Here is a 17,595-nt window from a genome sequence, read left to right on the forward strand (position 1 = left end):
CTTGCGCCACAGCCAGCGACTACATATTGCGCCGGTACTGCCCGCCCACCTCGAACAGCGCGTTGGTGATCTGACCGAGTGAGCAGACCCGCACCGCGTCCATCAGCACCTCGAACACATTGCTGTCGTCCATCACCGCCTGCTGCAACGCCCGCAACATGGCGGGAGAATGCGCGGCGTGGCGAGCGTGAAAGGCTTGCAGGCGCTGGAGTTGGCTTTGCTTCTCGGCCTCGGTACTGCGGGCCAGCTCGAGCGTGTCAACCACCGGGTCACCGTGCGGGTTGCGGAAGGTGTTGACGCCGATGATGGGCAGCTCGCCGGTGTGCTTTTGCATCTCGTAGTGCATCGACTCGTCCTGGATTTTGCCGCGCTGGTAGCCAGTCTCCATCGCGCCCAGCACACCGCCACGGTCGGCAATTTTTTCAAACTCGGCCAGCACCGCTTCTTCTACCAACTCGGTGAGCTCTTCGATGATGAACGCGCCCTGGTTCGGGTTTTCGTTTTTGGCCAGGCCCCATTCGCGGTTGATGATGAGCTGGATGGCCATGGCGCGGCGCACCGAGTCTTCGGTGGGGGTGGTGATGGCCTCGTCAAAAGCGTTGGTGTGCAGGCTGTTGCAGTTGTCGTAGATGGCGATCAGCGCCTGCAGTGTGGTACGGATGTCGTTGAATTGGATCTCTTGCGCGTGCAGGCTGCGCCCGCTGGTCTGGATGTGGTACTTGAGCTTTTGGCTGCGCTCGTTGGCACCGTAGCGCTCCTTCATGGCCACTGCCCAGATGCGCCGCGCGACTCGGCCCATGACGGTGTATTCGGGGTCCATGCCGTTGCTAAAGAAAAAGCTCAGGTTGGGCGCAAAGTCATCAATGTGCATTCCGCGCGCCAAGTACGCCTCCACGAAGGTAAAGCCATTGGAGAGCGTGAACGCAAGCTGGCTGATAGGGTTAGCGCCCGCCTCGGCAATGTGGTAGCCGCTGATGCTCACGCTATAAAAGTTGCGCACGTCGTGGTGCACAAAGTACTGCGCAATATCGCCCATCACCTTGAGCGAGAACTCGGTGCTAAAAATGCAGGTGTTTTGGCCCTGGTCCTCCTTGAGGATGTCGGCTTGCACCGTGCCGCGAACATTGGCCAAGACCCAGGCTTTGATTTTGGCGGCCTCGGTGTCGCTGGGCTCGCGGCCATTGTCGCGCGTGAACTTGTCGATGTTCTGGTCGATCGCGGTGTTCATGAACATGGCCAAAATGGTGGGCGCCGGGCCGTTGATGGTCATGGACACGCTGGTGCTGGGGCTGCACAAATCAAAGCCTTCGTACAGCACCTTCATGTCGTCCAGGGTGGCGATCGACACGCCGCTGTTGCCCACCTTGCCGTAAATGTCTGGGCGCAGGCCGGGGTCGTTGCCGTACAGCGTGACCGAATCGAAGGCAGTGGACAGGCGCTTGGCCACCATGCCCGCCGACAACAGCTTGAAGCGCTTGTTGGTGCGAAAGGCATCGCCCTCGCCGGCAAACATGCGGGTGGGGTCTTCGCTCTCGCGCTTGAAGGCGAAGGTGCCTGCGGTGTAGGGAAAGCTGCCGGGCACGTTGTCGAGCATCAACCACGTCAGGATGTCGCCGTGGTCGTGGTAGCGAGGCAGCACGACTTTGCGGATGGTGGTGCCGCTCAAGGTCTTGCTGGTGAGCGAGGTGCGGATTTCCTTGTCGCGGATCTTCACCACGTACTCGTCGCCCGCGTAGGCCTGTTGCATCGCGGGCCAGTGGGCGAGCAGCTTGCGGGCATCGGCGTCAAGCCGCTCTTCGCGCCGCTGCGCCAAGTCGTTGGCGGCTTCGGCGGCGGGGGCACGCGCTGGCTTGTCCACGCGCAGCATGGCGGCGCTAGCGCGCAACTGCTGGATCTCGCGCGCCAGCTGGGCCTGGGTGCTGGCGCGCCGCTTGTAGCTACGAACTGTGTCGCTGATATCGGCCAAGTAGCGGCTGCGCGCTGCGGGCACCACCGGCGCCTGGTTGGAACTGCAGCGCACCGCCACCGGCGGCAGCGAGCCCGGCGCCGACACCGGCAAACCCAGTGCCTGCAAGCGAGCGCGCAAGGCCTGGTACAGGGAGGTCACGCCGTCGTCGTTGAAGCGCGCGGCCATGGTGCCAAACACCGGCATGGATTCGAGCGGCGTGGTCCAGGCCTCGCGGTTGCGCTGCACTTGTTTGGCCACATCGCGCAACGCATCAGCTGCGCCCTTGCGGTCAAACTTGTTGATCGCCACGAACTCAGCGAAATCCAGCATATCGATTTTTTCCAGCTGACTGGCCGCACCAAACTCGGGCGTCATCACATACATCGGCACATCGACCAAAGGCACGATCGCAGCGTCGCCCTGGCCAATGCCCGAGGTCTCCACCACCACCACATCGAAGCCTGCCGCTTTACAAGCAAGAATCGCATCGGGCAAGGCCGCCGAGATCTCGCTGCCGAACTCGCGGGTGGCCAGGCTGCGCATGAACACACGTTGGCCGCTGCCCTCTGCGGCACCCGCTGCCGACGGCTTCAGAGGTTGGGCGCCAGCGTCCAACGCGCGCGTGGGTGCCCACGGACCGATGGCGTTCATGCGGATGCGGTCACCTAACAAAGCACCGCCACTCTTGCGGCGTGAGGGGTCGATGGAAATGACCGCAATGCGCAGGCGGTCGCCTTGGTCCAGCCGCAGGCGACGGATCAGCTCGTCGGTCAACGATGACTTGCCCGCGCCACCAGTGCCGGTGATGCCCACCACGGGCACGCGTAAGGCACCGGCGCGCTCGCGCAATGTGTGCAGCAAACCGGCGTCGGCGCAGGACGTTTCGATGGCCGTGAGCAACTGCGCCAGTGCGCGCCAGCTGGCATCAGTGTGGCCCTGGATGGCAGCCAGGTCCTTGGGCGCGAAGCCGCTGATGTCTTGGTCGCAGCGCATCACCATCTCGCCGACCATGCCAGCCAGGCCCATCGATTGCCCGTCTTGGGGGCTGTAGATACGGGCCACGCCGTAGGCGTGCAAAGCGCTGATCTCGGAGGGAACGATCACCCCACCGCCACCGCCAAACACCTGGATATGCGCGCCGCCCCGCGCGCGTAAGGCATCCACCATGTACTTGAAATACTCCACATGCCCGCCCTGATAAGAGCTGATCGCAACGCCCTGCACATCCTCTTGCAAAGCAGCAGTCACCACCTCATCGACACTGCGGTTGTGCCCCAGATGGATCACCTCGGCACCCATGCCCTGCAGGATGCGGCGCATGATGTTGATCGACGCGTCGTGCCCGTCGAACAAGCTCGCTGCCGTGACAAAGCGCACCTTGTGGGTGGGGCGGTAGTTGGCCAGGGCCTTGGATTCTGCGGAAAGGTCGGTCATGGGCGCGGTCTCGGTGGTGGGGTGGGTCGTATGACGAAAGCTGTTGCGCGTTAGGGGCAGGGTTCGGCAGGAATCGGGCGGCAGAGATTGACGTTTACGTAAACGTCAACTTTAATCGATTTCGTTTTCAAGGAGGCTGTGCGACTTTTGCGCGACCCCTGCCGCACGATCCATTACAGTGCGGCTCTGCGCAGGTACGCCGCGCATCCCGACCCCAGACCACGCTATGCAGCCTATTCAGTTGTTCGACCCGGCCTCATGCACCTACACCTACTTGGTGTTTGATGAAGGCACGCGCGAAGCGGTGGTCATCGACCCGGTTGACCAGCACATCGAGCGCGACCTCGCGCTGTTGCGGCAGTACGGGCTGCGCTTGGTCTGGGCGATTGAAACCCATGCGCACGCCGACCACATCACCAGCGCCGCACTGCTGGCCGAGCACGCCGGAGCCCGCACCGCCGCTCCCAAGGACTGCGGCATCGGCACCGCCGCGCACCAGCTCAGTGATGGCGATACGCTGGCGTTTGGCGCGCAGCAGTTGCGCGCGCTGGCTACGCCCGGCCACACTGCGGGCAGCATGTGTTACGTCTGGGGCGACCATGTTTTTACGGGAGACACCTTGCTGATCAACGGCTGCGGTCGGACCGATTTCCAATCGGGCAGCGCGCACGCTTTGTTCCACAGCCTCAAGCAGGTGCTGTTTGCGCTGCCGGACCACACCACCGTCTGGCCGGGACACGATTACCACGGCCGCACCCACTCCAGCATCGGCTTCGAGAGGGCCCACAACGCGCGGGTGGCTGGCAAGACGTTGGCGGAGTTTGTGGCCACTATGGAGGGCTTGCAACTCCCCCGGCCTGCGCGGCTGGACGAGGCGGTGCCCGCCAACTTGCGCTCGGGCTTGCGCCACGATGCCGACGGAGCAAACGTACCGTCACAACAACCAGCGCAGGGCTACGCTGGGGACGTCAGTCCCGCCCTGGCCTATGCCTGGTGGCGGGCCGGCGAGGCTGTGCTGGTGGATGTGCGCACCGATGCCGAGCGCGAGTGGGTGGGTCTTGTACCTGGTGCGGTGGCCATCGCTTGGAAGCAGTGGCCGGGCATGGCCATGAATGCAGCCTTTGACAGCGCGCTGCAATCTGCGGTGCCGGCTGGACACAAAGTGCTGCTGCTATGCCGCAGCGGCGTGCGCTCGGTGGCAGCAGCCAAGCGGGCGACCGAGCTTGGGCTGCAGGCCTACAACATCCTTGAAGGCTTTGAGGGCGACCCCGACCACTTGGGGCACCGGGGCACCCAAGGTGGCTGGCGGCGAGCGGGTTTGCCCTGGCGGCAGGGCTGAGTGCGCACATGGCGTTTCTCGCGCTTGATATCGGCAACACCCGCTTGAAGTGGGCGCTGTACGCGCTAGCCCGCCCTGACGCGCCGCCGTTGGCGCAGGGCGCGGAGTTTTTGGAAAACATTGACAAGCTCGCGGAGGGTGCCTGGCGCGGTATGGAGCCGCCCAGCAGCGTGCTGGGCTGCGTGGTGGCTGGCGACACCGTGCGTCGGCGCGTGCAAGAGCAAATGGACGCCTGGGATGTAGTGCCACAGTGGGTCGTGGCCAGCGAGGCCGAGGCCGGTTTGCGCAACGGCTACGACCACCCGGCCCGGCTCGGTGCCGACCGCTGGGTGGCGATGATCGGCGCCTACCACCGCATGCGCTCCCAAGGCGATGCGCAGCCCATGGTAGTGGTGATGGTGGGCACCGCAGTGACCGTCGAAGCGGTGGACGCGTCGGGCAAGTTTCTGGGTGGTTTGATACTGCCGGGCCACGGCATCATGCTGCGGGCGCTGGAGTCAGGCACTGCCGGGCTGCACGTGCCTACTGGCGAGGTCAAGCCCTTTCCCACCAACACCAGCGATGCCCTCACCAGTGGTGGCACCTACGCCATCGCGGGCGCCGTGGAGTGCATGGTGCAGCATGTGCGGGCGCACTGTGCCACCGAGCCCAAATGCATCATGACCGGGGGCGCTGGATGGAAGATGGCCCCCAGCATGACCCGGCCCTTCGAGCTGGTGGACAACCTGATTTTTGACGGGCTGCTGCACATCGCGCAGCAGCGCGCACTAGGCTGACACCGCAGGCTTCAGCCAAGCTTGGGCCAGCTGCACCCAGTAAGTGGCGCCCAGCGGAATGAGGTCGTCGTTGAAGTCGTAGCTCGGGTTGTGCAGCATGCACGGGCCCGCGCCGTGGCCCAGGGCTCGGTGGCTGCCGTCGCCATTGCCCAAGAAGATGTAGCAACCTGGCTTGTGCATCAGCATGTAAGCAAAGTCTTCGGCACCCATGGTGGGCTCTTGCGGCAGCACCCGCGCGGGGCCCACGATAGACGCCATCACCTGGCGTGCAAACTCGGCCTCGCTCGCGGTGTTGATGGTGGGTGGGTAATTGCGCCGGAAATCGAAATCGCATTCCAGGCCAAAAGCTTGCGCGGTGTGCTGCGCCATCTCGCGCATGCGGGTTTCGATCATGTCCAGCAGCTCAAAAGTGAACGTGCGCACCGTTCCTTGCAACTCGCAGCTGTTGGGGATGACGTTGGTCGCCTCGCCCGCATGGACCATGGTGACCGAGATCACACCGGCGTCGATCGGCTTCATGTTGCGGCTGATGATGGTCTGAAACCCTTGCACCATCTGGCAGGCCACTGGCACCGGGTCGAGTGCGTTGTTCGGCATGGCGGCATGGCCGCCCTTGCCGCGCACGGTGATTTTGAACTCGTTGCTAGACGCCATCACCGGCCCGGCGCTCACCGCAAACTCCCCGTGCGCCAAGCCCGGCCAGTTGTGCAGGCCAAACACCGCATCCATCGGGAACTGGGTGAACAGCCCTTCTTTGATCATCTCGCGGGCACCGCCACCGCCCTCTTCGGCGGGCTGAAAGATCAAAACCACCGTGCCATCGAAGTTGCGGTGCTGGGCCAGATGGCGGGCCGCTGCCAGAAGCATGGCGGTGTGGCCGTCGTGTCCGCAGGCATGCATTTTCCCGGGGTGGCGGCTGGTGTGCGCGAAGGTGTTGTGCTCCTGCATGGGCAGGGCGTCCATATCGGCGCGCAAACCGATCGCGCGCCCCGACGTGCCACTGCGCACCACGCCCACCACACCGGTGGTGCCCAGGCCACGGTGGATGGGGATGCCCCATTCGGTCAGCTTCGCGGCCACCACATCAGCTGTGCGCGCCTCCTCGAAACACAGTTCCGGGTGGGCATGCAAGTCACGGCGGATGGCAGCAATGTCGGGTGCGCCCGCCACGATGGAGTCGATCAGTTTCATCGGCGCATTATGGCCGCCACCCCCACACAGCACCACACACACCTTACTCCCCGCCCAAGCGACCAGCACCGGCGCCCCATGCTCCCCGCGCTTTACAGGCGCAGCCCTTACCATTACGTGCATGACGCCTGCGAACCAACCTCCATCCGACAACCCCTGCAGCCCACCGCCCATGCGCGGCACCTTTGAAGTGCTGGGCGCCTGCCCCCATGACTGCCCTGACACCTGCTCCATGGTCACCACGGTGCAGGACGGGGTGGCCACTAAAGTGCACGGTAACCCGGCGCATTTCCACACCGGCGGCGCGCTGTGCACCAAGGTGTCGCGCTACACCGAGCGCACCTACCACCCCGAGCGCTTGCTCTTTCCGCAGCGCCGCGTCGGGCCCAAAGGCAGCGGGCGCTTCGAGCGCGTTAGCTGGGCGGAGGCGCTCGCCGACATCGCTAAACGCCTGGGTGCCATTGCGCAACACGACCCCGAGGCCATCCTGCCCTACAGCTACGCTGGCACTATGGGACTGGTACAGGGCGAGAGCATGGCGGCGCGTTTTTTCCACAGGCTTGGCGCCTCCCTGTTGGAGCGCACCGTGTGCTCATCCGCCGGTGGCGAGGGGCTGGTGCACACCTTGGGCGGCAAGGTTGGCAACCGGGTCGAGTTTTTTGCGGAGTCCAAGCTGATCTTGATTTGGGGCAGCAACTCTATTGCCAGCAACCTGCACTTCTGGCGGCATGTGCAGACGGCCAAACGCCATGGTGCGCGGCTGGTGTGCATCGACCCGCGGCGTACCGAGACCGCCGAAAAGTGCCACGTGCACATCGCGCTGCGACCTGGCACCGATGCGGCACTGGCGCTTTCGCTCATGCACGAGCTCATCCGCAACGACTGGCTGGACCACGCGTACATTGCCGAGCACACCCTCGGCTGGGACGCACTGCGGGCACGCGCCCTGGAGTGGCCGCCCGAGCGCGCCGCCGAGGTGTGCGGCATCGGCGTGCACGAAATTGTGGATCTGGCGCGCGAATACGGTCAGACCGCCCGCGCGGGGGAGCCCGTTGCCATCCGTATGAACTACGGACTGCAGCGCGTGCACGGCGGCGGCAACGCAGTGCGGGCCATTGCGTGCCTGCCTGCGCTGGTGGGCGCTTGGCGCCACCGCGCGGGTGGTGTGCTGCTGTCCGCGTCTGGCGCCGCACCGGTTAACAAGGCTGCGCTGCTGCGGCCGGATTTGCTGGCCGGCCGCACACCGCGCAGCATCAACATGAGCACCATCGGCGCTGACCTGCTGCGCCCCAGCAGCCCAGAGTTTGGCCCGCAGGTGCAGGCGCTGGTGGTTTACAACAGCAACCCGGTAGCAATCGCACCCGACTCCGGACAGGTGGTGCAGGGCTTTGCGCGGGAGGACCTGTTCACCGTGGTGCTGGAGCATTTCCAGACCGACACCGCCGATTACGCCGATTACCTTTTGCCGGCTACCACCCAACTCGAACACCTCGATGTGCATGCCAGCTACGGCCACACCGATGTACTGCTCAACCGCCCCAGCATCGCGCCCGTGGGCGAGGCCCGCAGCAACAGCCAGATTTTTCGCGACCTAGCCCGCCATATGGGTTTTGATGACGCCTGCTTTATTGATGACGACCTGACGCTGGCCCGCGCCGCATTCGCACCAAGCGTGCGCTTTGAGGAGCTGCTCGACAAGGGCTTCGCCAGCATCCGACTGCCCGACGCACCGTTTGCCAAGGGAGGTTTTCCCACCGCCTCGGGAAAATGTGAGTTTTTCAGCGCGCGCTTGCACGCGCTGGGACAGGACGGCGTACCCAACTACCTGCCAAACTACGAATTGCCCGATGTCAGCGGGCCCTACCCCTTGGCAATGATCTCGCCGCCCGCACGCAACTTCTTGAACAGCTCCTTTGTCAACGTGAAAAGCCTGCGCGACATCGAGGGCGAGCCCTTGCTGGAGCTGCACGCCCAAGACGCAGCGGCACGGGGCATAACGAGCGGCGACGTGGTGCGGGTCTTCAATGCGCGGGGCAGTTACCGCTGCGCTGCGCGGGTCAGCGCGCGGGCGCGGCCCGGTGTCGTCAACGGGCTGGGCGTGTGGTGGCGCAAGCTAGGGCTGGACGGCAATAACGTGAACGAGCTCACCAGCCAGCGTCTCACCGACATGGGTGGGGGGCCGACCTTTTATGACTGCGCGGTGCAGGTGGAGAAGTCCACGACTTAGTCAGGCCCAACGGACCGGGTTGGGTTTTTGCCGAAGTTCAGCAGGCGGGTAGCAATCAAAGTCTCGGCAAAAAAGCAACCGAGCGCCAGCATGAAACTCACGAGCGCGGCCAGGAAGCTGACGATGGATGCACGCAACATCGGAAGGTCCACGGTCTCACCCAAAAACAGCACCACAATGGTGGCTCCAATCAGAATCGCGCACAACGTGAGCAGGCCGATGCTGCTATTGGCCAGCAGGCCGCGGGTGCGCAACTCGCCGAGCTCCTTCCAAGCAACCGAGGGGTCGAAACCCGGCGCATTCTCTTTCATGCGCCCCTCCACCACACGCGCGCGGTCGATGATGCGCGCCAGCCGGTTGGCCACCACACCGATCATGCCGGCCACCGCAGTGAGCAAAAACACCGGGGCCACTGCGAGTTGAATTCCGTGGGAGATGACATCGGCGTCGGCTGGAAAAATCATGGGTGGTCCTTTGGGTTGCAAGAAACAAAAAAGCCCACGGGAAGGTGGGCTTTTTTCGTCCAAAAGGACGCACGGTAAGGTGGTTGCGCGAGAAGGATTTGAACCTCCGACCTTTGGGTTATGAGCCCAACGAGCTACCAGACTGCTCCATCGCGCGGCAAGCGGTGATTCTAACCTACTGGGCCTTCACTTCGGCAGTGTCAGGAGCGGTGTTTTCAGGGCGGTCGACCAACTCCACCAAGGCCATAGGTGCGTTGTCACCCACGCGAAAGCCCATCTTCAAGATGCGGGTGTAACCACCCGGGCGTGCCTTGAAGCGCGGGCCCAGTTCATTGAACAATTTAGTCACGCTGTCACGGTCGCGCAGACGGTCGAAGGCCAAACGGCGGTTGGCCACGGTGGCGTCTTTGGCCAGCGTGATCATGGGTTCCACTACCCGGCGCAACTCCTTGGCCTTGGGCACGGTTGTCTTAATGACTTCGTGCGCGATGAGCGAGTTCATCATGTTGCGAAGCATCGCCAAGCGATGCGATGTGGTGCGATTGAGTTTTCGCAGTCCGTGTCCGTGGCGCATAGTTTTCCTTCAGTATGTTATGGGTCAGCCGTACCAGGTACTGACCGCGGCGCACGCCCTTCAAGAAGGGCAGTTTAATTTTTCGTATCAACGCTTCTCGAGCGCTGCGGGCGGCCAGCTCTCAAGCTTCATGCCCAAGGTGAGTCCGCGCGAAGCCAAGACTTCCTTGATTTCGTTCAAGGACTTGCGGCCTAGATTTGGTGTCTTGAGCAATTCGTTTTCGGTTCGCTGAATGAGGTCACCAATGTAGTAAATGTTCTCGGCTTTGAGGCAGTTCGCAGAGCGCACTGTCAACTCCAGCTCGTCCACCGGACGCAGCAAAATGGGGTCGAACTGCGAGCTCTGGCGCGTAGGCGTCGGGAACATGGGTTCGCTGCCTTCGAGCTGTGCAAACACCACCAATTGCTCCACCAAAATCTTGGCGGAAGCCCGCACTGCGTCTTCTGCGGTGACTGCACCGTTGGTTTCAATTTCGACCACCAGCTTGTCGAGGTCGGTGCGCTGCTCCACGCGCGCACTTTCCACGGTGTAGCTGACGCGGCGCACCGGCGAGAAAGACGCATCCAACACAATGCGACCGATCGACTTATTAGGCTCATCACCGTGGCGGCGCATGGAGCCGGGAACATAGCCACGTCCTTTTTCCACCTTGATCTGCATATCCAACTTGCCACCATGCGACAGGTTCGCAATCACGTGGCCCGGGTTGATCACCTCCACATCGTGTGGGGTCTGGATGTCAGCCGCGGTCACAACACCTTCTGCGTCTTTGCGCAGGCTCAACGTGACTTCCTCGCGGTTGTGCAACTTGAAGACCACGCCCTTGAGGTTGAGCAAGATGTTGACGACGTCTTCTTGCACGCCGTCAATCGACGAGTACTCGTGGAGCACGCCAGCAATGGTCACTTCGGTGGCCGCAAAGCCTGGCATGGACGACAACAGAACGCGGCGCAATGCGTTACCCAAGGTGTGGCCGTAACCACGCTCGAACGGCTCGAGGGTCACCTTGGCCCGGTTGGGACCCAGTTGGTCGACACTGATGGACTTGGGCTTTAGCAAACTGTTTTGCATGCAAACTTCCTCTCAATACCCCCGACTCGTTACGTCAGTAAGGCTGGTGAAGCACCTTGGCGTCAGTGCCCTGACGCCAAGGAACGATTACAAAGGCGCTAAGGATTAGCGCGAATACAACTCAACGATCAACGATTCGTTGATGTCTGCCCCAAACTGGTCACGGTCAGGGACGCCCTTGAAGGTGCCCTCGGCCTTGTCCGCATGCACTTCCACCCAAGAAGGCATACCCACCTGGGCCGCCAGCTGCAGTGCTTCCACCACACGGTTTTGCTTTTTGGACTTCTCACGCAGAGCTACCACATCACCGGCCTTGACCATGTAGGACGGGATGTTGACTGCGCTGCCATTGACCGTGACCGCCTTGTGCGACACCAATTGACGCGCCTCAGCGCGGGTAGAGCCAAAGCCCATGCGGTACACCACATTGTCCAGACGCGACTCCAACAAGAACAGCAGGTTTGCACCGGTGTTGCCTTTGCGGCGGTCCGCCTCTTCAAAATAACGCCGGAACTGACGCTCCAGCACGCCATACATGCGCTTGACTTTTTGCTTCTCGCGCAACTGCAGCCCGTAATCCGAGGTGCGGGCGCCCGAGGTGCGGCCATGTTGGCCAGGCTTAGAGTCGAACTTGGCCTTATCTCCAATAGCGCGGCGAGCGCTCTTGAGAAACAGGTCCGTGCCTTCACGGCGAGATAATTTGGCCTTGGGGCCGAGGTAGCGTGCCACTTGAACTTCCTTTTATGTCATCTGCCGCACCACGGGTGCGGGAGCTGCGGGCCAAAAACCAGCAGCGGTGGGCTTGTTGAAAACTAGATACGGCGGCGCTTTTGGGGACGGCAACCGTTGTGTGGAACCGGGGTGACATCCGCGATCAAGTTGATACGAATGCCTAGCGCTGCAAGAGCGCGCACAGAGGACTCGCGGCCAGGGCCGGGGCCTTTGATTTCGACATCCAAATTCTTGATGCCTTGCTCCAGCGCTGCTCGGCCCGCGACTTCGGAAGCCACCTGCGCTGCAAAAGGAGTCGACTTGCGCGAGCCCTTGAAGCCTTGTCCGCCTGACGACGCCCATGACAACGCATTGCCTTGGCGGTCGGTGATCGTGATGATGGTGTTGTTGAACGAGGCATGCACATGCGCAATGCCGTCCGCTACATTCTTGCGGACTTTCTTGCGAACACGTTGTGCAGCAGTGTTGGAAGGTGCTTTTGCCATGGTGGGTTATCCCATTATTTCTTCAAAGATGCAGCAGCCTTGCGCGGGCCTTTGCGGGTGCGTGCGTTGGTGCGGGTGCGCTGGCCACGCATGGGCAACCCACGGCGGTGGCGAAAACCACGGTAGCACCCGATGTCCATCAAACGCTTGATGTTCATGGTAGTTTCACGGCGCAAGTCACCCTCGATGGTGAACTGGGCAATTTGGTCGCGGATTTTTTCCAAGTCGCCATCGGTCAAATCCTTGACCTTCTTGGAATATGCGATGCCACATGCCTCGCAAATCTTGCGAGCGCGCGCACGGCCAATTCCAAAAATCGCGGTCAACCCGATTTCAGAATGCTGTTGCGGCGGAATGTTGATGCCTGCGATACGTGCCATTTTCGTCCTCTAAAACTCTTGCGATTAACCTTGACGCTGCTTGTGGCGTGGGTCGGTGCAAATAACACGCACCACGCCCTTGCGCCGAATGATCTTGCAGTTGCGGCAAATTTTCTTGACCGAAGCCGAAACTTTCATAGCTCTCTCCTAAAAACATCTCAACCAGTTACGGCATTCCAGGTACCCGAACACCACATGCCTACCTGCGCCCACATGGGCCTTATCGCACCAACTTAACCAAGCCCCTGCTATGCCAAAACATCAGGGATTGAAGTTCGCCTTCTTCAGCAAAGATTCGTACTGTTGCGACATCAAATAATTCTGAACCTGCGCCATGAAATCCATGGTCACCACCACAATAATTAGCAAGGACGTTCCACCAAAATAGAACGGCACGTTGTACTTCAAGATCAGAAATTCCGGCAGCAAACAAACAAACGTGATGTAAATTGCACCAGCCATCGTCAGGCGCAACAAAATCCGATCAATGTACTTCGCGGTCTGGTCGCCAGGACGAATGCCTGGGATGAAGGCACCGCTTTTCTTCAGGTTGTCTGCTGTGTCACGGCTGTTGAAGACCAAGGCCGTGTAGAAGAAGCAGAAGAACACAATGGCGGCAGCATAAAACATCACATAGACCGGTTGTCCGGGGCTAAGCATGCCAGCAATGTCCTTGAGCCAGTTCATCGACTCACCTGCGCTGAACCAGTTGGCAACTGTGGCGGGCAACAAGATGATCGACGACGCAAAGATCGGCGGAATCACCCCAGCCATATTGAGCTTCAAGGGCAAGTGGGACGACTGGCCGCCATACACCTTATTGCCCACCTGGCGCCGTGCGTAATTCACCAATATCTTGCGTTGGCCGCGCTCAACGAACACCACAAAGTAGGTTACCGCTACAACCAGCACCACCACCAACATGGACACGATGATGCTCATTGCCCCCGTGCGCACCAACTCAAGCAAGCCGCCAATTGCGCTGGGCAAGCCCGCTGCAATGCCACCAAAAATCAAAATCGAAATACCGTTACCCAAGCCGCGCTCTGTGATTTGCTCACCCAACCACATGAGGAACATAGTCCCGGCCGTCAAGGTAACCACCGCAGTGAACCGGAAACCAAATCCTGGCGAGATAACCAATCCCGCCGACGACTCCAGCGCTACAGCGATACCAAGCGACTGGAACAGGGCCAAGCCCAAGGTCCCGTAGCGGGTGTACTGAGTGATCTTCCTACGCCCCGCTTCGCCTTCCTTCTTGAGCTGCTCGAACGTCGGCACGACGTAGGTCAGCAACTGCATGATGATGGACGCCGAGATGTACGGCATGATTCCGAGCGCGAACACGGTGAAACGCGACAAGGCCCCACCTGAAAACATATTGAACAAACTCAATATGCCCCCGGCTTGGCTCTTGAAGAGCTGCTGCAATTGCGCAGGATCGATTCCAGGCACCGGAATATGCGCACCAATGCGGTACACGACCAAGGCCAGCAACAAAAAGACCAAGCGGCGGCCGAGATCCCCGCTCTTGCCGGTCTTTGCTGTTGGTGCTGCGCTACTTGCCACGTGAGTCTTTCCTGAAGAAAACGCGCTGCTTACTCAACCCGGCCGCCAGCAGCTTCAATGGCTGCTTTGGCCCGGGCTGTCGCACCAATTCCGCTGAGATTGACCGCACGCGAGATCGCGCCGGTATGAATCACTTTGACCACTTTGGCAATTTCACCCACTAAACCAGACTGCTTAAGCACCACCAAATTCACATCAGACAGGCCCAACGCATCTAGCGATGTCAAGGTCACTTCAGCATTGAACTTCAGCAAGTGGGACTTGAAACCGCGCTTAGGCAGCCGGCGGTGCATGGGCATTTGACCGCCCTCAAAGCCCACCTTGTGGTAGCCACCAGCACGCGACTTTTGGCCTTTGTGACCGCGGCCTGCGGTCTTGCCCAGGCCCGAACCAATGCCGCGCCCGACGCGACGCTTGGCGTGCTTGGCACCGGCGGCTGGCTTGATGTCGTTGAGTTCCATCACAAACCTCTTAGAGCACTTTGACCAGGTAGCTGATCTTGTTAATCATTCCGCGCACAGCGGGCGTGTCTTGCAGCTCGCGTTGGCTTCCCATTTTGCGAAGGCCCAGGCCACGTACCGTGTCGCGGTGGGACTGCTTGCAGCCAATCGGGCTGCGCACCAACTGAACTTTGACAGTTGCTTGTGTTGTCATCGTGCGCCCCTTAAGCGAAGATTTCTTCCACCGTCTTGCCGCGCTTGGCGGCAACTTCGGCGGGTGTGGTCGAGACGGACAAAGCATCCAGAGTCGCTCGCACCATGTTGTACGGGTTGGTCGAGCCGTGGCTCTTGGCGACGATGTCGGTAATACCGAGCACTTCAAACACCGCGCGCATCGGTCCGCCTGCAATGATGCCGGTACCCTTGGGCGCCGGTGCCATCATCACGCTGGCAGCACCGTGGTGGCCCATCACTTGGTGATGGATGGTGCCATTCTTCAAAGAAACCTTGAGCATATTGCGGCGGGCTTCTTCCATCGCCTTCTGCACTGCAGCTGGCACTTCTTTGGACTTACCCTTGCCCATGCCGATACGTCCGTCACCATCGCCCACCACGGTGAGCGCCGCGAATCCGAGGATTCGACCGCCCTTAACTACTTTGGTCACGCGGTTGATGGCGATCATTTTTTCGCGCAGACCGTCTTCGGGGCCCTCGGCCTTACCTTGCATTTTTGCTTGAACTTTAGCCATAGTGATTTCCGATCTGCTTAGAACTGCAAGCCAGCTTCGCGCGCCGCATCCGCCAGCGCTTTGACACGACCGTGGTACGCAAAACCTGCACGGTCAAACGCAACTTTTTCGACGCCAGCTGCCCGCGCCTTTTCGGCAACGCGCTTGCCAACCAGCTGAGCTGCAGCCACGTTGCCACCCTTGCCGGCGGCACCCAAGGTCTTGCGCATCTCCGCTTCTGCGGTCGATGCCGACACAATCACCTTGGCGCCGTCGCCGGAGATCACGCTGGCGTAGATGTGCAGGTTGGTGCGATTGACCGTCAAACGGGCTACGCCCTGGGCGGCAATACGGATGCGCGTTTGGCGCGCCCTGCGAAGACGTTGCTCTTTCTTGGTCAACATAATGCAGATCCTTATTTCTTCTTGGTTTCTTTGATCGTGATCTTTTCGTCCGCGTAACGGATTCCCTTGCCTTTGTATGGCTCGGGCGGGCGAACAGAACGGATCTCGGCGGCAACTTGGCCAACACGTTGGCGGTCAGCGCCTTTGATCAAGATTTCAGTGGGCGTCGGGGTTGCCACGGTGATACCAGCAGGCATATCGATGTTGACAGGATGCGAGTACCCCACAGCCAAATTCAACTTCGCTCCGGTAGCTTGGGCCTTGTAACCCACGCCGACCAAGCTGAGCTTTTTCTCGAAGCCCTTGGACACACCGATGACCATGTTGTTGACTAACTGGCGCATCGTGCCGGACATGGCATCCGCTTCACGCGATGCATTGGCGGGCACAAAGCTAAGCTTGCCGGCATCGCTAGTCACTGTGACCAACTGGCTTTGGGCCAAATTCAACACACCACCAGCGCCTTTGACGCTAATTTGGTCTGCCTTGACAGATACATCAACACCAGCCGGAATATGGACAGGTAATTTACCTACGCGGGACATGAACTATTCTCCTTGCAGGCTTAAGCAACGTAGCACAGCACTTCGCCACCGACACCGGAAGCGCGCGCCTTGCGATCGGTCATCACACCCTTGGGCGTAGTCACGATTGCCACTCCCAAACCGTTTTGAACCTGGGGAATCACACTGCTACCACGGTACACACGCAGTCCAGGGCGGCTTACGCGTTCGATGCGCTCGATCACTGGGCGACCGGCGTAATACTTCAGGGCGATCGAAAGTTCGGATTTACCGCCTTCGGTGGTCACCTTGAAGCCATCAATATAGCCCTCATCCTTGAGCACCTGCGCAATCGCGACCTTCACTTTGGAAGACGGAACCGACACGGTTTTTTTGGCCACCATTTGCGCATTGCGAATGCGGGTCAGCAGGTCGGCAATGGGATCACTCATACTCATATTTGATTCTCCTGCCGCTTACCAACTGGCTTTAACGACACCGGGAATTTCCCCGGCGAACGCCATTTCGCGGATCTTTGCGCGCGCCAACCCGAAATGCTGAAAGGTACCGCGCGGCCGACCGGTGATGGAGCAGCGGTTGCGCTGGCGGGTAGGGTTTGCATTGCGCGGCAGCTTTTGCAATCCGAGCCGCGCAGCAGCGCGCTCGTCTTCGGTGCGCTTGAAATCAGAAGCTACCGACTTCAGTTCCGCATATTTCTTTGCGTACTTGGCAGCCAACTTGTCACGTTTGAGCTCGCGCTCGATTAAAGCCATCTTAGCCACTGGTCACCTCAATTCTTGAAGGGGAAGCGAAAGCCAGCCAAAAGCGCCTTGGCTTCTTCGTCTGATTTTGCGGTCGTGGTGATACTGATGTTGAGACCACGCAAGGCGTCCACCTTGTCGTACTCAATCTCAGGGAAAATGATTTGCTCTTTCACGCCGATGTTGTAGTTTCCGCGGCCATCGAACGCGCGACCGGAGATACCACGGAAGTCCCGCACGCGGGGCAGCGCCACCGTCACGAAGCGATCCAAGAACTCGTACATCTGCACACCACGCAGGGTGACCATGCAGCCAATAGCTTGGCCTTCACGAATCTTAAATCCGGCAATCGCTTTCTTGGACTTCGTGACCACGGGCTTTTGACCCGCAATCTTGGTCAGGTCAGCGACCGCGTTATCCATCACCTTCTTGTCGGCGACCGCTTCACTCACACCCATGTTGAGGGTGATTTTTGTCAGACGCGGCACCTGCATGGGCGACTTGTAGCCAAACTTGGCCGTCAACTCCGGGGCCACCTTGTCGCGGTAATGCTCTTGAAAACGTGCCAT

21 protein-coding genes, 1 tRNA gene and 1 pseudogene are annotated in these 17,595 nt (G+C 60.6%); 4 read left to right on the forward strand and 19 right to left on the reverse strand.

The genetic code is table 11. The features are described 5' to 3' along the window. Positions 1–19: 19 nt before the first annotated feature. A complete protein-coding gene (gene icmF / locus ACILRC_RS03570; protein WP_395667975.1) occupies positions 20–3,382 on the reverse strand; it encodes a fused isobutyryl-CoA mutase/GTPase IcmF in 3,363 nt (1,120 codons plus the stop codon). Positions 3,383–3,608: 226 nt separating this feature from the next. On the opposite strand from icmF, the pseudogene ACILRC_RS03575 reads away from it, so the two are divergent. The 3 genes and pseudogenes from ACILRC_RS03575 to ACILRC_RS03585 all read left to right on the forward strand — a co-directional run. Beyond that, a pseudogene (locus ACILRC_RS03575) lies at positions 3,609–4,109 on the forward strand (MBL fold metallo-hydrolase); the annotation flags it as partial. A 174-nt stretch (positions 4,110–4,283) separates the two neighbouring features. After that, positions 4,284–4,721 (forward strand): rhodanese-like domain-containing protein, encoded by a 438-nt coding sequence (locus ACILRC_RS03580; RefSeq protein WP_395668089.1) that lies wholly within the window; start codon positions 4,284–4,286, stop codon positions 4,719–4,721. Positions 4,722–4,729: 8 nt separating this feature from the next. After that, entirely contained in the window at positions 4,730–5,497 is a 768-nt protein-coding gene (locus ACILRC_RS03585) for a type III pantothenate kinase (RefSeq protein WP_395667976.1), read from the forward strand. Here ACILRC_RS03585 and ACILRC_RS03590 read toward each other — a convergent pair. Further along, a complete protein-coding gene (locus ACILRC_RS03590; protein WP_395667977.1) occupies positions 5,489–6,688 on the reverse strand; it encodes a M20 aminoacylase family protein in 1,200 nt (399 codons plus the stop codon). The genes ACILRC_RS03585 and ACILRC_RS03590 overlap by 9 nt on opposite strands. A 172-nt stretch (positions 6,689–6,860) precedes the next feature. On the opposite strand from ACILRC_RS03590, the gene ACILRC_RS03595 reads away from it, so the two are divergent. Continuing rightward, entirely contained in the window at positions 6,861–8,915 is a 2,055-nt protein-coding gene (locus ACILRC_RS03595) for a molybdopterin-dependent oxidoreductase (RefSeq protein WP_395667978.1), read from the forward strand. On the opposite strand, the gene ACILRC_RS03600 is transcribed toward ACILRC_RS03595, so the two are convergent. The 17 genes from ACILRC_RS03600 to rplE form a co-directional block, all read right to left on the reverse strand. Then, positions 8,912–9,379, reverse strand: coding sequence for a DUF2721 domain-containing protein (locus tag ACILRC_RS03600; protein WP_395667979.1), 468 nt, complete (start codon positions 9,377–9,379; stop codon positions 8,912–8,914). The two genes, ACILRC_RS03595 and ACILRC_RS03600, sit on opposite strands and share 4 nt — an antisense overlap. 80 nt (positions 9,380–9,459) lie before the next feature. After that, positions 9,460–9,536 (reverse strand) — tRNA-Met (locus tag ACILRC_RS03605). Positions 9,537–9,554: 18 nt separating this feature from the next. Further along, positions 9,555–9,953, reverse strand: coding sequence for a 50S ribosomal protein L17 (gene rplQ, locus ACILRC_RS03610; protein WP_395667980.1), 399 nt, complete (start codon positions 9,951–9,953; stop codon positions 9,555–9,557). An 87-nt stretch (positions 9,954–10,040) separates the two neighbouring features. Next, positions 10,041–11,024, reverse strand: coding sequence for a DNA-directed RNA polymerase subunit alpha (locus ACILRC_RS03615; RefSeq protein WP_395667981.1), 984 nt, complete (start codon positions 11,022–11,024; stop codon positions 10,041–10,043). Between the two features lie 105 nt (positions 11,025–11,129). Beyond that, positions 11,130–11,753: a 30S ribosomal protein S4 gene (rpsD, locus tag ACILRC_RS03620; RefSeq protein WP_395667982.1), complete on the reverse strand. Its 624-nt coding sequence runs from the start codon at positions 11,751–11,753 to the stop codon at positions 11,130–11,132. Positions 11,754–11,836: 83 nt separating this feature from the next. After that, positions 11,837–12,241: a 30S ribosomal protein S11 gene (gene rpsK / locus ACILRC_RS03625; RefSeq protein WP_395667983.1), complete on the reverse strand. Its 405-nt coding sequence runs from the start codon at positions 12,239–12,241 to the stop codon at positions 11,837–11,839. 14 nt (positions 12,242–12,255) lie between these two features. Then, positions 12,256–12,621, reverse strand: a complete 366-nt coding sequence (gene rpsM / locus ACILRC_RS03630; protein WP_395667984.1) for a 30S ribosomal protein S13 — start codon at positions 12,619–12,621, stop codon at positions 12,256–12,258. Between the two features lie 24 nt (positions 12,622–12,645). Then, positions 12,646–12,759 (reverse strand): 50S ribosomal protein L36, encoded by a 114-nt coding sequence (gene rpmJ / locus ACILRC_RS03635; protein WP_012348927.1) that lies wholly within the window; start codon positions 12,757–12,759, stop codon positions 12,646–12,648. Positions 12,760–12,882: 123 nt separating this feature from the next. After that, positions 12,883–14,190, reverse strand: a complete 1,308-nt coding sequence (gene secY / locus ACILRC_RS03640) for a preprotein translocase subunit SecY (protein WP_395667985.1) — start codon at positions 14,188–14,190, stop codon at positions 12,883–12,885. Between the two features lie 29 nt (positions 14,191–14,219). Further along, positions 14,220–14,651 carry a 50S ribosomal protein L15 gene (rplO, locus tag ACILRC_RS03645; RefSeq protein WP_395667986.1) on the reverse strand — a complete coding sequence of 144 codons (432 nt, stop codon included), beginning with the start codon at positions 14,649–14,651 and terminating at the stop codon, positions 14,220–14,222. A gap of 10 nt (positions 14,652–14,661) precedes the next feature. Next, positions 14,662–14,844: a 50S ribosomal protein L30 gene (gene rpmD / locus ACILRC_RS03650; RefSeq protein WP_395667987.1), complete on the reverse strand. Its 183-nt coding sequence runs from the start codon at positions 14,842–14,844 to the stop codon at positions 14,662–14,664. A gap of 10 nt (positions 14,845–14,854) precedes the next feature. Further along, positions 14,855–15,379: a 30S ribosomal protein S5 gene (rpsE, locus tag ACILRC_RS03655; protein WP_395667988.1), complete on the reverse strand. Its 525-nt coding sequence runs from the start codon at positions 15,377–15,379 to the stop codon at positions 14,855–14,857. Positions 15,380–15,396: 17 nt separating this feature from the next. Further along, the gene (gene rplR, locus ACILRC_RS03660) at positions 15,397–15,762 is read right to left on the reverse strand and encodes a 50S ribosomal protein L18 (protein WP_395667989.1); all 366 of its coding nucleotides are present in this window, start codon (positions 15,760–15,762) and stop codon (positions 15,397–15,399) included. Positions 15,763–15,773: 11 nt separating this feature from the next. Beyond that, positions 15,774–16,307, reverse strand: a complete 534-nt coding sequence (gene rplF, locus ACILRC_RS03665) for a 50S ribosomal protein L6 (protein WP_395667990.1) — start codon at positions 16,305–16,307, stop codon at positions 15,774–15,776. 20 nt (positions 16,308–16,327) lie between these two features. Continuing rightward, on the reverse strand, positions 16,328–16,723 hold the full coding sequence (rpsH, locus tag ACILRC_RS03670) for a 30S ribosomal protein S8 (protein WP_395667991.1): 396 nt from the start codon (positions 16,721–16,723) through the stop codon (positions 16,328–16,330). A gap of 18 nt (positions 16,724–16,741) precedes the next feature. Beyond that, positions 16,742–17,047: a 30S ribosomal protein S14 gene (rpsN, locus tag ACILRC_RS03675; protein WP_395667992.1), complete on the reverse strand. Its 306-nt coding sequence runs from the start codon at positions 17,045–17,047 to the stop codon at positions 16,742–16,744. A gap of 8 nt (positions 17,048–17,055) precedes the next feature. After that, entirely contained in the window at positions 17,056–17,595 is a 540-nt protein-coding gene (gene rplE / locus ACILRC_RS03680) for a 50S ribosomal protein L5 (RefSeq protein ID WP_395667993.1), read from the reverse strand.

Origin of the sequence: Rhodoferax sp. (assembly GCF_044236835.1) — a bacterium.
Lineage (GTDB): Bacteria > Pseudomonadota > Gammaproteobacteria > Burkholderiales > Burkholderiaceae_C > Allorhodoferax.